The 15346-nt window shown below is 63.8% G+C and carries 12 protein-coding genes; 9 read left to right on the top strand and 3 right to left on the bottom strand.

Annotation, left to right across the window (positions count from 1 at the left end; translation table 11 throughout):
* Window positions 1–35: 35 nt before the first annotated feature.
* From P3T43_RS02870 to P3T43_RS02860, 3 genes are read right to left on the bottom strand one after another with little or no spacing between them, the layout of a single operon-like run.
* Window positions 36–2168 carry a protein kinase domain-containing protein gene (locus P3T43_RS02870; RefSeq protein WP_429279506.1) on the bottom strand — a complete coding sequence of 711 codons (2133 nt, stop codon included), beginning with the start codon at window positions 2166–2168 and terminating at the stop codon, window positions 36–38.
* Window positions 2168–2980: a PP2C family protein-serine/threonine phosphatase gene (locus P3T43_RS02865; protein WP_429279505.1), complete on the bottom strand. Its 813-nt coding sequence runs from the start codon at window positions 2978–2980 to the stop codon at window positions 2168–2170. The genes P3T43_RS02870 and P3T43_RS02865 overlap by 1 nt, the downstream gene beginning before the upstream one ends.
* Window positions 2956–3753, bottom strand: a complete 798-nt coding sequence (locus tag P3T43_RS02860) for a hypothetical protein (protein ID WP_429279504.1) — start codon at window positions 3751–3753, stop codon at window positions 2956–2958. The genes P3T43_RS02865 and P3T43_RS02860 overlap by 25 nt, the downstream gene beginning before the upstream one ends.
* A 737-nt stretch (window positions 3754–4490) precedes the next feature.
* Between P3T43_RS02860 and tssA the strand changes: the two genes are divergently transcribed.
* From tssA to tssH, 9 genes are all read left to right on the top strand, one after another.
* Window positions 4491–5537 (top strand): type VI secretion system protein TssA, encoded by a 1047-nt coding sequence (tssA, locus tag P3T43_RS02855; protein WP_429279503.1) that lies wholly within the window; start codon window positions 4491–4493, stop codon window positions 5535–5537.
* Between the two features lie 81 nt (window positions 5538–5618).
* Window positions 5619–6119 carry a type VI secretion system contractile sheath small subunit gene (tssB, locus tag P3T43_RS02850; RefSeq protein WP_429279502.1) on the top strand — a complete coding sequence of 167 codons (501 nt, stop codon included), beginning with the start codon at window positions 5619–5621 and terminating at the stop codon, window positions 6117–6119.
* A gap of 24 nt (window positions 6120–6143) precedes the next feature.
* Window positions 6144–7640: a type VI secretion system contractile sheath large subunit gene (tssC, locus tag P3T43_RS02845; RefSeq protein ID WP_429279501.1), complete on the top strand. Its 1497-nt coding sequence runs from the start codon at window positions 6144–6146 to the stop codon at window positions 7638–7640.
* Window positions 7641–7685: 45 nt separating this feature from the next.
* Window positions 7686–8180 (top strand): Hcp family type VI secretion system effector, encoded by a 495-nt coding sequence (locus P3T43_RS02840; RefSeq protein ID WP_429279500.1) that lies wholly within the window; start codon window positions 7686–7688, stop codon window positions 8178–8180.
* 110 nt (window positions 8181–8290) lie between these two features.
* Window positions 8291–9130, top strand: a complete 840-nt coding sequence (locus P3T43_RS02835) for a type VI secretion system accessory protein TagJ (RefSeq protein ID WP_429279499.1) — start codon at window positions 8291–8293, stop codon at window positions 9128–9130.
* Window positions 9123–9635, top strand: a complete 513-nt coding sequence (gene tssE / locus P3T43_RS02830; RefSeq protein WP_429279498.1) for a type VI secretion system baseplate subunit TssE — start codon at window positions 9123–9125, stop codon at window positions 9633–9635. The genes P3T43_RS02835 and tssE overlap by 8 nt, the downstream gene beginning before the upstream one ends.
* 4 nt (window positions 9636–9639) lie before the next feature.
* Entirely contained in the window at window positions 9640–11517 is a 1878-nt protein-coding gene (gene tssF, locus P3T43_RS02825) for a type VI secretion system baseplate subunit TssF (protein WP_429279497.1), read from the top strand.
* Entirely contained in the window at window positions 11502–12581 is a 1080-nt protein-coding gene (gene tssG / locus P3T43_RS02820; RefSeq protein WP_429279496.1) for a type VI secretion system baseplate subunit TssG, read from the top strand. Before tssF ends, tssG begins: the two co-directional genes overlap by 16 nt.
* A gap of 4 nt (window positions 12582–12585) precedes the next feature.
* Complete coding sequence (gene tssH / locus P3T43_RS02815; protein ID WP_429279495.1) at window positions 12586–15306, top strand: type VI secretion system ATPase TssH; 2721 nt, start codon at window positions 12586–12588, stop codon at window positions 15304–15306.
* Window positions 15307–15346 lie beyond the last annotated feature (40 nt).

The raw sequence follows: 15346 nt of genomic DNA, 5'->3' as shown, positions 1-15346 counted from the left end.
CTCCTTGCCCGGCATCCCGATGGCCTGCGCCGGGGCTATCCGGACGACTTGACGATATCGATCGTGAAGGTCGCCGCGCCGAACTTGTCGGGGCACGTGCTGGCCCCTGCCGCGCAATTCGGCTTGCCAGCGAACGGCGAGTAGGTCGGTGTGCGCCGTGCCGCCGCCTCGCGTTGCGCATCGGCGGGGAAGGTCGCGAAAACCTGGCCACTCTGAATCCCGCCCGCGGAAAAGTCGCGCGGAACGGGCGAAACGATCACGAGGAAGTGATTCGGGCCGGTCGGCGCGGCGGCCACCATTTGCCATTTTGCGCGTGGCAGCGAGAGCGTTTGTCCGGCGGACACCGCGTTGTTTTTGTCGTAGTCGTTCGGAAACAACTGCAGGTATTGCCCGCCGGAATCGACCATGAACACATACGCGTAACCGGCAAGACTGCTGGTGATGCGGAACTGCAGATAGTCCTTGTCGATACGCGCGGTGCGGCTGCGCAGCGCTGCGAACACATGGATCGACGGATCGGCGAGCGTGGCGATCCGGTCGAATTCGCTGGCCGCGGACCAGGGCGGGATGACAGCCGCCGGCGGGGCGCCGGGCTCGCCTGTGTCAGCACTCGCCGGTGCGCCGGTCGAAGCGAGCGGCGCGCTTGCAGGGGTTGCCGTTTGCTCCGGCGGCGCGCTTGCGGCAGCGCTCGGGGCAGCGGCCGGCGGTGTCGCGCCGGATGCGGCAAGCGCTGCGGCCGGTGGGCTCGACACCGCGTGCGAGCCGCCCGGCGCCGTCGACGGCGCGGACGGGCGCAGCGCAAACCACCCACCCAGCGCACCGAGCGCGACGACGCACACCACGGCGGCCACGATGAACGTGGGGCGTTTGCCAGAGCCTTGGCCGTCCATCGGCCCGACGCTCGATGAGCCGCCCACGGTGCCCGTCGCACCACCGCTGCGCGCCGCGCCGCCCTGTGTACCCGGTGCACCCTGTACGCCCACCGTGCCCGCTGTGGCCGCCGTGCCCATCGGAGCCCGCGCGTCACCACTACCACCCCGGCTCGCCGCGCCACCCGACGCCGCCTGCGACGACGGATTCAGCGCCGCTGTCCTGCTGCGACCCGCATCGCCGTTGTCAGGCACCACCGTCGCGTCGTCGTCCTGCTCCGCGTCGTCGATCTGGATCGGAATACCGAGTTCCGCGGCCAACGCGCTGACGTTCTGCGGCCGGTCTTCAGGCCGCACGGCGAGCGCATGGTCGATCGCCTGCAGAAATGTATCCGGGTAACGCCCGGCCGCGGCCGTGGCGAGCGGCACGCAGGCATCGCCCATCAGACGGCCGACCGATGGCGGCGGGGTCTTGCCGACGATCGCGAAGTAGACCACGGCGGCGAGCGCATAGAGATCGGTCCATGGTCCCTGTTTCATGGACGGCACTTCGGCGTATTGCTCGACCGGTGCGTAGCCGGGTTTCAGGATGACCGTCAACGCCTGGGTCATATCGCCGATCACGCGTCGCGCCGCGCCGAAGTCGAGCAGCAGCGGACGGCCACCCTGTTTCAGCAGCATGATGTTGTCCGGCGCGATGTCGCGGTGAAAGCACTGCGCGCGATGCAGCACGGCGAGCGCTTCGAGCAGCGGCTTGAGCAGCGCGCGCAACCAGGCTTCGTCAGGCGGGGCATCGCGCTTGCGCAATTCTTCACGCAGCGTGATGCCGTCGTAGTAGGGCATCACCATGTAGGCGGTGCCGTTCGCTTCCCAGAACCGGTAGACCTTGACGAGCGAATGGTGATCGAACTGCGCGAGCAGTTGCGCCTCGTTGATAAAGCTCTTCATGCCGGCCCGGAAGGTTTCCTCGTGCCGCTGCGACTTGACCGCCACTTCCGCGATGCCGACGCGCGAAGCCAGCGCGGTGGGCATGTATTCCTTGAGCGCCACGTTGCGGCGCAACTGGGTATCCCACGCCAGATAGACGATGCCGAAGCCGCCTTCGCCGATCAGGCCCACGATCTCGAACTCCGCGATCCGTGTGCCAGCGGGCAACGCGTGGTGGCGGTTTTCGTCAGGCGCCGGCTTCTGTACGACGATCGTGCGCTCCGGGTCCATCCCTTCCGCCGCGCCCGGCTGGTCGGGCAAGCGGGTGGAGGATCGCGTGCCGATCACCGTCTTGTCGTCGGGGCTGCTCATCAGATCGCGCTCCGCGCAGGCGTGTCAGGCAGGCGCAACACCGTTGCTTCAGGATCGTCGCTTGCGCTGATCCACACCGCGTGCGCGCTGAAGTTGTCATGATTCGCTTTCGCAGTCGTGCGAACCCGCTCCACCATGGCGTCGAGCCACGCTGTGGGCGTGGCGGCATGCGCCAGCGTCGCCAGCATGAAGGGCTCGTCCACATATTCCCAGAGGCCGTCGCTGCAGATCAGGAACGCATCGCGATCGAGCAGGGCGAAGGTGCCGTCGAGCCCTGCGATGTTCAGCGAATCGCGAGTGCCAAGCGCGGAATACAGCACGTTGCGGCGCGGATGGCGACGCATGTCTTCCGGCGCGAGCAGACGCGCGTCGACCATCTCCTGGACCATGCTGTGATCGCGGGTCTGCGCTTCGATTTTGCCGGCGCGAAAGCAGTACAGTCGCGTGTCGCCGCAGTGTGCCCACGCGGCGGTGCAACGCTCGCGATCGATCGCGAGCAGCACAGCGGTCGAGCGCATGTCCTTGACGGCGCCGCTGCCGTGCGTCTGCTCTTCGAGGATGTTTTCGTTGGCGTGTCCGAGCGCGCTCGCGAGACGCTCGCCCGTGGGCGGAAGCTCGGCGACCGTGAGGTAGCGCAGATCCGCGAGCGCGGTATCGACCACGATGCGCGACGCCGTGTCGCCGCCGCCATGTCCGCCCGCGCCGTCGGCCACCACGCAGTAGTAGAGGCGCTCGCTCGACCAGTCGCCAAGCGAGTCCTCGTTACGTTCCCGGCCACCCTGGTCGGTCAGGCTTGCAATGACGAGTCGCACCGTGCCCCCACGTTGCCTTGGTTCTGCCCTTGCGATTGCGCGGACAGGATACCCAGAACCACGAGGATCGCCACGCGGTTGGCCGGCGCGATGTCGATGCCGAGCGTCTGTTCGATCCATTGCCCGATGCCGGTACAGGCGAAGTCGCTGGGGATCGCGCCCTTGCGCAGCGTCACGCCGAGCTTGCGCGCGCGATAGTGGTACGAGGCAATGCCATAGCGCGCCGCAATGCGCGCAAGGCCGCCTTTTTCGTTCGACAGCGAGCCGAGACTGCCGTCCAGCAGCAGGCGGTCGGGCTCGTCGAGTCCGGCGATGAACCGGCAGGCCGATTGACGCACGCCGGTTTCGTCGAGCCCGTGCTGCATCAGCACGGAAGCGACCGGGTCCGGATGCAGCGTGGCCTGCTGCTCGACTTCGGGCAGGGTGTCGCTGTCGTCGAGCGACACGTTGAGTTGATGACGCGAACTGCGCAGACAGTCGATCAGATAGTGGCGGAAATACGCGCAGACCGCGTGACTCGTCGACGGCGCGCTGTGCAGCGGAAACGTCGCGGTACGGGTAGGGGTTGCCTCCAGCCGAAAGACCTTGAGGTAGATGAACTGCGAGATCAGCTCTTCCTTGTCGTCGGTCAGCGCCTGCAGTTCGAGCGGATGATAGGTCGTCAGCGCGCGTCGCACGATCGCATACATCGAGGCCATCTCGTCATGGCTCAGGCGCGCGCGGCGTTGCCACAACTCCGGCAGCGCAACGTCCCCCACACCTTCGACTCCCATTGCAGTTTCGATATGTGCCACCTGTCACCCCGGCCTGGTGGGCCCCGCCTGGTTCTGTTGTGGCAAGGCTGAACTGGTTTTACTGCCGACTTTTGCTGGTTTTGTAAAGCCGAAATGCTGTATTGGCGAAAAAAAGCCAGAAGCGGTGTACGGGTGCAATTAAATGCTGGCGATAGTAATCGACAGAATAACTGCACAGTCAGCTAGTACATTTAAGAGGAAATATCGCCAAAGGGCAGCATAAGTTTATTAGGGAGATTGTGAACAGACAAGGATAAAGTGCACATCCACAATCATCGTTTACATACGTGTCAGACTCGCTAATATTGGCATGATTTTCGCCGAAACGACATTCGCATTTTGCGAGGTCAGGTTTGAGCAGACATGGCCGGAGACATGTATAAAACAGATGTTTTCTCGCCATCCCTGTGGCTGTGCAAACTGCACGAAAATCTTTTTTATAAGTAAACAAGACATTTATTTAATATCGGGTTTACGCTCATCTTTTAAAGCGGTTGTTTCGATTGACGAAGTACTTCCATACGAAGCTTTTCTTTTGAAAATTGCGTGCTATGCTCCTATCCGGGATATCGAGGGGCGGTATTGGTTGCGGTGGGTGTTCAAGGGTTTGAATCAGCGCTGATCGCACATCGGCGGCGCTGGATTTATACAGTTACAACGATGCGTATCATTCTCCCGATACGCAAGATCACTCATCCGGGACTGAATCAATAAAAATGGCGACTCTCGACGCGGGCGTAATGCTCGCCGAAATTTCCCCTGACAATCCTTGTGGAAGCGACGTCGAATACGACCCGGAATTCCTCGAACTGGAACTCGTGGTCAACGGTAAACCCGATGTGCAATATGGCGAGACGGTCGTGGCCGCGACGCCGCCCGACTGGAAGGCGGCCGAAGCGCTGGCGCGCAGCCTGCTGTCGAGAAGTCACGATCTGCGGGTAGCCGGGCACCTTGCGCGCGCGCTGCTGCACCGGCGAGGTTTTGGCGGCTTTGCCGAGAGTCTCCAGTTGATCGAAGGCATGCTGGAACAACGCTGGGATCACGTGTATCCGCAACTCGATCCGGACGACGACAACGATCCGACTGCGCGCGTCAATGCGCTAGCTGTCTTTACCGAATCCACCGCCATGCTCGCCGACGTGCGCGATACGCCGCTGGCGGTTTCGCGCGCGCACGAGGCGGTGACGTTGCGCGAGGTCGAATACGCGAACGGCGAGCTTCCCGTGCCCGCGGGTACCGAGCCGCGCACGCTGTCGTCGCTCGAAGCCATCGTCGTCGACGTGCGCGACGACGCGGCGGCCACGCGCGCGGCGTTGCTCGAAGCGCTGCGTAGCACGGGGCGTATCGAAACAGTTCTGACTGAACACGTGGGCGCGGCGCAGGCGATCGACCTGTCTGCGCTGGCGAAGCTGTTGCGGCGAGCTGCCAGCTTCATCGGCGAGCACGTTGGCAGTGACGAGCCGGAGGCGGGCGACGAGGCAGCCAACGAAGCGTCCATGAATGGCGCCGCAACGGGCGGCGGGCCGGGTGCCGCGCCGGCGGTGGTAGCGATTACCGGTGAAGTGACGAGCCGGCAGGACGTTGTAAAAGCGATTGACCGCATCTGTACGTATTACGAGCGGCATGAACCGTCCAGCCCCGTGCCGCTGCTGCTGCTGCGTGCACGCCGTCTGGTGGACATGAGCTTTATGGAAATTCTGCAGGATCTCGCACCCGAAGGTCTGGGTCAGGCCCGGCAGGTTGGTGGTATCGACAACGAGTAGTGCGTCGACGGAGTGAACTTACCAACGCCGGTCACACGCCGCCCCGTTTGCGGCGCGTCGGCGTCAACCAGGGGAACTGTCGTGGCCAAGGAAAGCAGCCAGAAGTTTATCGCGCGCAACCGCGCGCCTCGTGTGCAGATCGAGTATGACGTCGAAGTCTACGGTTCGGAAAAGAAGGTCAACCTACCATTCGTCATGGGCGTGTTGGCCGACCTTTCCGGTCAGCCTGCCGATCCGCTTGCGCCGGTAGCGGATCGCAAGTTTCTCGAGATCGACGTCGACAATTTCGATGAGCGTCTCAAGTCGATGAAGCCGCGTGTCGCCGTTCAGGTACCGAACATGTTGACGGGCGATGGCAATCTCGCCGTGGACATGACCTTCGAGAGCATGGATGACTTTTCGCCCGCCGCGGTCGCCCGCAAGGTGGACGCATTGTCGAAACTGCTCGATGCGCGCGGGCAGTTGCAGAACCTCCTGACCTATATGGACGGCAAGACCGGCGCGGAGGAATTGATCGCGAAACTGCTGAACGATCCAGCCCTGCTGCAGTCGCTGGCGTCCGCGCCGAAGCCGCAGGAATGAGCCTGACCTACAGGGGAATTGACCATGGCCGAACCTAGCATTGAAGGGCAAGCGCAGCCAGGCGAAGGTGCGCTCGAAGTCAGCGACTTCGCCAACCTGCTGCAAAAGGAATTCAAGCCGAAAAGCGACAAGGCGAAGGAAGCCGTCGAGACGGCGGTGCGCACGCTCGCCGAACAGGCGCTGCGTGACACCAACGTCATTTCCGGCGACGTCCTCGCGACCATCGAATCGCTGATCGCGCAGATCGACCAGAAACTCAGCGACCAGATCAATCTGATCATTCACTCGGAGGAGTTCCAGAAGGTGGAAAGCGCCTGGCGCGGCCTGCACTATCTGGTGAACAACACCGAAACCGACGAGACGCTGAAGATCCGCGTGATGAACGTGTCGAAGGGCGATCTCTACAAGACGCTGAAGAAATACAAAGGCACCGCCTGGGACCAGAGCCCGTTCTTCAAGAAGCTCTATGAAGAGGAATACGGCCAGTTCGGCGGAGAGCCGTACGGCGCGCTGGTAGCGGACTATTACTTCGACAACAGCGGGCCCGACGTCGATCTGCTGACGCAGATGGCCAAGATTTCCGCGGCCTCGCACGCACCGTTCATTGCCGCGGCCGACCCGGCGGTGATGCTGATGGATTCGTGGCAGGAACTGGCGAATCCGCGCGATCTGACGAAGATTTTCCAGACCCCGGAGCATGCCGCATGGCGCTCGCTGCGCGAGTCGGAAGATTCGCGCTATATCGGCCTCGCCATGCCGCGCTTTCTCGCCCGCGCGCCTTATGGCGCGAAGACCAATCCGGTCGATGAGTTCGACTTCGAGGAAGATACGTCGGGCGCGGACAGCAGCAAATATGCGTGGGCGAATGCGGCCTACGCCATGGCCACCAACATCAACCGCTCGTTCAAGATGTACGGCTGGTGTTCGCGGATTCGCGGCATCGAGTCGGGCGGCGCGGTCGAAGGTCTGCCGGTGCATTCGTTCCCCACCGACGACGGCGGCGTGGACATGAAATGTCCAACCGAAATCGCCATCAGCGATCGCCGCGAAGCGGAACTGGCGAAGAACGGCTTCATGCCGCTCGTGCACAAGAAGAACTCTGATTTCGCCGCGTTCATCGGTGCGCAATCGCTGCACAAGCCGGCCGAATACGAAGACGCGGATGCCACTGCCAATGCCAATCTTGCCGCTCGTCTGCCGTATCTGTTCGCCTGCAGCCGCTTTGCGCACTACCTGAAGTGCATCGTGCGCGACAAGATCGGCAGCTTCAAGGAAAAGGACGATATGCAGCGCTGGCTGCAGAACTGGATTCTCCAGTACGTCGACGGCGATCCCGCGCATTCGACGGAAGAGTCCAAGGCGCGCCGTCCGCTGGCGGCAGCTGAAGTCGTTGTCGAGGAAGTTGAAGGTAATCCGGGCTACTACACGTCGAAGTTCTTCCTGCGTCCGCACTATCAGCTGGAAGGCCTGACCGTGTCGTTGCGGTTGGTTTCGAAGCTTCCGTCCGCCAAGGCGGCTTGACGGAAGTCCCTGTTCAGTTACGTACCGTCTTGAGTGGAGAAGAACATGGCCGTCGATTTGTTCATTAAGCTTGGTGACATCAAGGGTGAGTCCCAGGACAAGTCCCATAAGGATGAAATCGATGTACTGGCGTGGAGCTGGGGCATGAGCCAGAGCGGCACGATGCACCTGGGCACGGGGGGCGGCGCCGGCAAAGTGAACGTGCAGGATATATCGTTCACCAAATATATCGACAAGTCGACGCCGACGATCATGCTGTCCTGCGCCAAGGGGAGCCATATCGATACGGTGGTCCTCACCGTCCGCAAGGCGGGCGGTGACACTCCCCTCGAGTATTACAAGGTCACGCTCACCGCTTGCCTGATCAGCTCGTATTCCACGGGCGGTTCGGGCGGCGAGGACCGCTTCACGGAAAACGTGACGCTGAACTTCGAGCAGTTCCATGTCGAATATCAGCCGCAGAACGCCAAGGGTGCGAAGGAGGGCGGGGTGGTTGAAATGAAATGGAACATCGTCAAGAACGACGCCACCAACGGCTAGACGTCGGGGACCACGGGGCCGTGTCACGCTGCGGTTCCGTGCAATGAGGCCCGCGTGCTGCGCGTCAGCACGCGGTACGGTATTGACCTGGCCTGACGGAGCGAACCAGCATGACGGCAGAGGAGAGTTTGCGCGACGGGAATCTTGAAGCAAGCCTGCAGCAGTTGCAAAACCAGGTTCGCAACGATCCGTCGAAGGCTTCGCACCGCGTGTTTCTGTTCCAGCTTCTCTCGGTAATGGGGGTATGGGACCGCGCGCTGACCCAGCTCAACGTGGCGGGCGAACTCGACCCTGCCGCCCTGGCGATGGTCCAGACCTATCGTGAGGCCCTGCAGTGCGAGGCGTTGCGGGTCGAGGTATTCGGCGGAAAACGCGCGCCCCTGATTTTTGGCGAACCGACGGGCTGGCTCGCCTTGCTGATCGAAGCGTTGCGGCTCGACGCCGCGGGCGACGCTGCCGCCGCGGCGGCGGCCCGCGAAAAGGCCCTGAACGATGCACCCGCCACCTCCGGCACCGTGAACGGCGAGCCCTGCGAATGGTTGGCGGATGCCGACAGCCGGCTCGGGCCCACGATCGAGGTCGTGCTGAACGGCCGCTATTACTGGATTCCGTTCTTTCGCATCAAACGCATCGAGATCGAACCGCCCTCCGATCTGCGCGACCGGGTCTGGATGCCGGCCATTTTCACGTGGGCCAACGACGGCCAGGCGGTCGGGCTGATCCCGGCGCGCTACGTCGGCACGTTGGCGGAAAAAAATAGCGCGTTGTGGCTCGCGAACCTGACCGAGTGGGTCGGCGGTGATGAGGAGAGCGCGCGTCCGGTGGGGCAGCGCATGTTTGCCTCCGATGCGAACGATTACGCGCTCTTCGACATCCGCGTGATCGAGCTGAACGTCGAGGCGCCGCCAACGGATCAGGGCGGCGATCCTGCCGCGCCGGACCATGGCTGAGCTGACCTCCCGTGACCGCCTGCAACCTTCGCTACTCGACCGGCTGACCGATTTCGAGCCGGAGGCGCAGCAGGAATCGCGCGAGCGTCGCGTGTTGTCGATGCGGGCGCTGCGCCAGAGCGTGCAGCGCGATCTCGCGTGGCTGCTGAATGCGAACGGACTCGCGTCGGTACAGGCGCTCTCGGGCTATCCGTACGTGGCGACGTCCGTGCTCAATTACGGCATTCCAGATATCACCGGCAAGACTGCCTCGGGCGTCGATCCCGCGCAGCTCGAACGTCTGATCCGCGATGTGATCCGGACCTTCGAGCCGCGTATCCTGCGCGACTCGGTGCAGGTGAGTGCGATTCAGGTCGAAGAGACCACCGGGCGGCACAACACGGTGTCGTTCCTGATAGAAGGAGATCTGTGGGCGCAGCCGTATCCGGAACGGCTTTACTTCAGGACCGAGCTCGATCTGGAGGCCGGCGACGTCAAGGTGATCGAACAGAGCGGCGCGCGCTAGACCCATGAATCCAGACCTCATCAAATACTACAGCCAGGAGCTGCAGCATCTGCGCGAGATGGGCGGCGAGTTCGCGAAAGAATTTCCCAAGGTGGCGGGGCGTCTCGGCCTCGAAAACCTCGAATGCGCGGACCCTTACGTGGAGCGCTTGCTGGAAGGGTTCAGCTTTCTCGCCGCACGCGTGCAACTGAAAATCGACGCCGAGTTTCCGCGCTTCACGCAGCATCTCGCGGAACTGGTTTATCCGCACTATCTGGCGCCGGTACCGTCGATGGCGATCGTGCATATCCAGCCGGATCTGACGAACTCGGGACTCGCCGATGGCGTGAAGGTCCCGCGCGACAGCGCCTTGCGCAGCGTGCTCGACAGGAATGGCTCGACGCGTTGCGAATATCGTAGCGCGCATGATCTGACGCTCTGGCCGCTCGAGATCGCCGAAGCGAAGTTCTTCACGTGGTCCGGCTCGCTCGCCGGCACCGACATTGCAGTGCCGCCAGGCGTCAAGGCCGGCCTGCGCCTGCGGCTGCGCGCCACCGGCGGCCTGAAAATCAACCAGCTCAAGCTGGACCGGCTGTCGCTATACCTGAAAGGCACGGATTCGCTGCCCACGCGCGCGCATGAGCGGCTGCTCGCCTCGACCGCCGGGGTCGTCGTGATGCCGGCAAAACGGCCTGCGACGTGGCACACGTCGCTGCCCGCCACGGCGCTCAAACCGGTTGGCTTTGCCGAAGACGAGGCGCTGTTGCCGGTCAGCCGGCAGTCCTTTCAGGGCTATCGGCTATTGCAGGAGTACTTCGCATTTCCGCAGCGCTTCATGTTCGTCGCGATCGACGGTTTGCAGCCGGCGCTGCGCCGTTGCGCGGACAACGAGATCGAAGTCATCGTGCTGCTGCGGCGCGGCGATCCGGTGCTGGAGCAGTCGCTCGACGCGTCCAATTTCGCGCTGCATTGCACACCGGCGATCAATCTGTTCTCGCGGCGCACGGACCGCATTGCCTTGTCGGACGAGCAGTTCGAATATCACGTGGTCGCCGACCGCACCCGGCCGATGGATTTCGAGATCTATCAGATCGAAGAAGCGACGGGCTACAGCGCGGGAGCGGCCGCTGAGCAGCGTTTCGAGCCGTTCTATCATGCGCACGATCTCGGCGCTGCCTCGCAAGCCGGCGCGTACTACCAGGTACGGCGCGAGAAACGGCTGCAGTCTTCGCGCCAGCAGGAGCGTGGACCGCGTACGAGTTACAACGGCAGCGAAACGTTCGTCTCGCTCGTCGACGCGGGGAACGCGCCGTTTCGCGGCGACCTGCGTCAACTCGGGCTGCGCGTGCTGTGCACCAACCGGGACTTGCCGCTGACCATGCCGGTCGGCGTCGGTCCGGCGGATTTCACGCTCGACGTCGAAGCGCCTGTCGAAAGCGTGCGCTGCGTGAGCGGACCCAGCCGGCCGTTGCCTTCGTTTGCACACGGCCCGGTGGCCTGGCGGCTATTGAGCCATCTGTCGCTGAACTACGCCTCGCTGCTCGATACGGATGCCAAGGAGGGGGCGCGCGCCATGCGCGATCTGCTGGGCCTTTATTGTCCCGTCGACGATGCCGCCAGCCAGCGCATGATCGAAGGCGTGCGTTCCATCGATTCGCGTTCCGTGACGCGCCGGCTGCCGTGCGCCGGTCCGATCGTCTTCGGACGCGGATTGGAGGTCACGCTGACGCTCGATGAAACCGCCTTCGAAGGCTCCGGCGCGTTTCTGCTCGGCGCAGTGCTGGCCCATTACTTCGCGCAATACGTGTCGATCAATTCGTTCACCGAGACAGTCGTGAGCACGCTGACGCGAGGCGAAATCATGCGCTGGCCAGCAAGGGTCGGACAATGCAGAACGCTCTGACCATGCTGGCTGGGCTCGAGGGCGACGCGCGCCGCTTCGATTTCTTTCAGGCCGTGCGCCTCGTCGAAAACGCGCATCCGGAGAAACCGCGCATCGGCGAATCGCTGCAGCCGCGTGACGATGCCGTGCGCTTTACGCAGGAACCCGAACTGATTTTCTTTCCGACCTCGCTGGGCGCCTATGCGCCGCCGGTGAGCGGGCGCCCGGCGCGCCTCGTGGTCAATTTCTTCGGGCTGCTCGGCCCCAACGGTCCGCTGCCGACCCATATCACCGAATATGCGCGCGATCGCGAGCGCAACGCGAACGACCCCACGCTGGTGCGTTTTCTGGACGTATTCCAGCACCGGATGGTGTCGCTCTTTTATCGCGCATGGGCCAACGCCCAGCCGGCCGTGAGTCTCGACCGGCCCGGCCGCGACCGCTTTTCGTTTTATGTCGGCAGCCTGTTCGGTCTCGGCGAGACGACCTTGCGCGACCGCGATGCGGTGCCCGATTTCGCCAAGCTGCATTTTGCCGGCCTGCTGGCGGCGCCGACCCGGCCGGCTGCCGGTCTCAAGCTCGTGCTGGCGCGCTTTTTCGGCCTGCCGGTCGAGATCGAGCAATGGGTCGGCCACTGGATGGCGCTGCCGCCAGCCAGTGTGACGCGGCTTGGCGCGCGGGACGGTTCGGCGGCGCTGGGCGTCTCGACGCTGCTCGGCTCGCGCGTATGGGATTGCCAGCACAAGTTCCGGGTCGTCATCGGGCCGTTGAAGATGGCCGATTATGAACGCTTCCTGCCGGGAGGCGACAGCCTGCGCCGTCTGGTCGACTGGGTGCGCAACTACGCCCGCGACGGCCTCGACTGGGACGTCAACGTCCAGTTGAAGCAGCAGGACGTGCCGCCTCTGAAGCTCGGCCGCCACGTGCGGCTCGGCTATACCACCTGGATGCTCGGCGGCCCGGCTGCCGGCGACCAGCGTCAGTTGCTGCTGAACCCTGTAGACGCCTCGGGGCATCCGCGGACCTCGGTCCAGAAACACGCGGCGGATCCGGCGGCGCAACTTCAACCTTCCCCAAAGGACTAGAAACATGGCCGAGATCAAGCGGGCGGCGCTATTCGGAAAGCTGAACAAGCTCGGATTCCGCGCAATCGAAAGCGCCAACGTGTTTTGCAAGTTGCGCGGCAATCCCTATATCGAACTGGTGCACTGGTTTCACCAGATCCTGCAGCTGCAGGACTCAGACCTGCACCGCATCATCAAGCACTTTGGCGTCGAACCGTCGGCGCTCGCGTGCGACCTGACCGAAGCGCTCGACCGCCTGCCACGCGGCTCGACTTCGGTGACCGACATTTCGTCGCAGGTCGAAGAGGCGGTCGAACGCGGCTGGGTGTTCGGTTCGCTGCTATTCGGCGAGTCGCAGGTGCGCACCGGCCATCTGGTGGTGGGCATGCTGAAGACGTCGTCGCTGCGCAACGCGCTTTACGGCATTTCGCGGCAGTTCGAACGCGTCAAGCTCGATCCGCTGGTGGAGGAATTCGACCGCCTGCTGCGTGACTCGCCTGAAGCTGCGATGACCGCGAGCGACGGCTTCCAGGCGGGCTCCGCGGCGCCCGACGACAGCGGCGCGATGCCCGCCGCGGCAATGGGCAAGCAGGAAGCGCTCAGGCGCTTCACGGTGGATCTGACCGAGCAGGCCCGCGAAGGCAAACTCGATCCGATCGTGGGGCGTGACGAAGAGATTCGCCAGGTGGTCGACATCCTCATGCGCCGCCGCCAGAACAATCCGATCCTGACCGGCGAGGCCGGGGTCGGCAAGACGGCGGTGGTCGAGGGTTTCGCGCAGCGCATCGTCGCGGGCGACGTGCCGCCGACGTTACGCGACGTCCAGTTGCGCACGCTCGACGTCGGTCTGCTGCAGGCCGGCGCGAGCATGAAGGGTGAGTTCGAGAACCGCCTGCGCCAGGTCATCGAGGAAGTACAGGCCTCCGAGAAGCCGATCATCCTGTTCATCGACGAAGCGCATACGCTGGTGGGGGCGGGCGGTGCCGCCGGCACGGGCGATGCGGCCAACCTGCTCAAGCCGGCGCTCGCGCGCGGCACGCTGCGCACGGTGGCGGCGACCACCTGGGCCGAATACAAGAAGCACATCGAGAAGGACCCGGCCTTGACGCGGCGTTTCCAGGTGGTGCAGGTGCCCGAGCCGGATGAAGCCCGGGCCATCCTGATGATGCGCGGCATCACCTCCACGATGGAGAAGCATCACAAGGTCCAGGTGCTCGACGAGGCGCTGGAGGCGGCGGTGCGGTTGTCGCACCGTTATATTCCGGCGCGCCAGTTGCCGGACAAGTCCGTCAGCCTGCTCGACACGGCCTGTGCGCGGGTCGCCGTCAGCCAGCATGCGACACCGCCGTCCGTCGACGATTCGAGAAAGCGGATTGCCGCGCTCACGACCGAACTGGAGATCATCGGCCGGGAAGCCGCTGTCGGGATTGATACGCAGGAGCGACAGGCGGCGGCCGAGGAGAAACTCGCCGCCGAGCAGACGCGTCTTGACGCGCTCGAAGCGCGCTGGCAGTCGGAGAAGGAACTGGTGACGCGGATTCTCGAACTGCGTGCGCTGTTGCGTGCCGAGACCGGCAAGGTCGAAGGGGCCGCCGACGCCTCGGCCGAGACACGGTCACGCGCGGAAGACGTGGGCGGCGGCAGCGGCGCTGCCGCGCGTGAGGCCCAGCTTGCGGAGTTGCGCGAGCTGCAGGCGCGTCTCGCGACCCGCCAGGGCGAGGATCCGCTGATCCTGCCGACCGTCGACCAGCAGGCGGTGGCCTCGGTGGTGCAGGACTGGACAGGTATTCCGGTTGGCCGGATGGTCAGGAATGAAATCGAAAATGTCCTCAAGCTCGCGGAAAACCTGAACCGGCGCATTATCGGCCAAGCCCACGCGACGGAAATGATCGCGCGGCGCATCCAGACCTCGCGCGCCGGACTCGACAATCCGAACAAGCCGATCGGCGTGTTCATGCTGGCGGGCACGTCGGGCGTCGGCAAGACCGAGACCGCGCTGGCGCTGGCCGAAGTCCTCTATGGCGGCGAGCAGAACGTCATCACGATCAACATGAGCGAGTACCAGGAAGCGCATACGGTGTCTTCGCTGAAGGGTGCGCCGCCGGGCTATGTGGGCTACGGCGAAGGCGGGGTGCTGACCGAAGCGGTGCGGCGGCGGCCGTACAGTGTGGTGCTGCTCGATGAGGTCGAGAAGGCCCACCCGGATGTGCACGAGATTTTCTTCCAGGTATTCGACAAGGGCTGGATGGAAGACGGCGAAGGCCGCGTGATCGACTTCAAGAACACGCTGATCCTGCTCACCACCAACGCGGGGACCGACCTGATCACCGGACTTTGCAAGGACCCCGAACTGATGCCGGAGCCGGAAGGCATCGCGAAGGCGCTGCGTGAACCGCTGCTGAAGGTGTTTCCGCCCGCGCTGCTCGGCCGGGTGGTGGTGATTCCGTATTACCCGCTGTCCGATGCAATGCTCGGCGCGATCATTCGCCTGCAACTGGGGCGCATCGAGAAGCGCATGCGCGTCTCGCACAAGATTCCGTTCACCTACGACGACGATGTCGTGAAGCTGATCGCGAGCCGCTGCACCGAACTCGAAAGCGGCGGCCGGATGATCGATGCCATCCTGACCAATACGTTGCTGCCGCGCGTGAGCACCGAATTTCTCACGCGCATGATGAACGGCAGCGCCGTCACGAAAGTACAGCTCGGCGCACGGGACGGCGAGTTCGTCTATACGTTTGACTGATGGCCGCAATGGCATGCCGGTGCGCGTCCGTACGACGCCC

This window comes from Paraburkholderia sp. GAS41 (genome assembly GCF_050436545.1).
Taxonomy (GTDB): Bacteria; Pseudomonadota; Gammaproteobacteria; order Burkholderiales; family Burkholderiaceae; genus Paraburkholderia.
The sequence above is the reverse complement of the archived record's forward strand: the minus strand, read 5'-3'. Positions and strand labels throughout refer to the sequence as shown.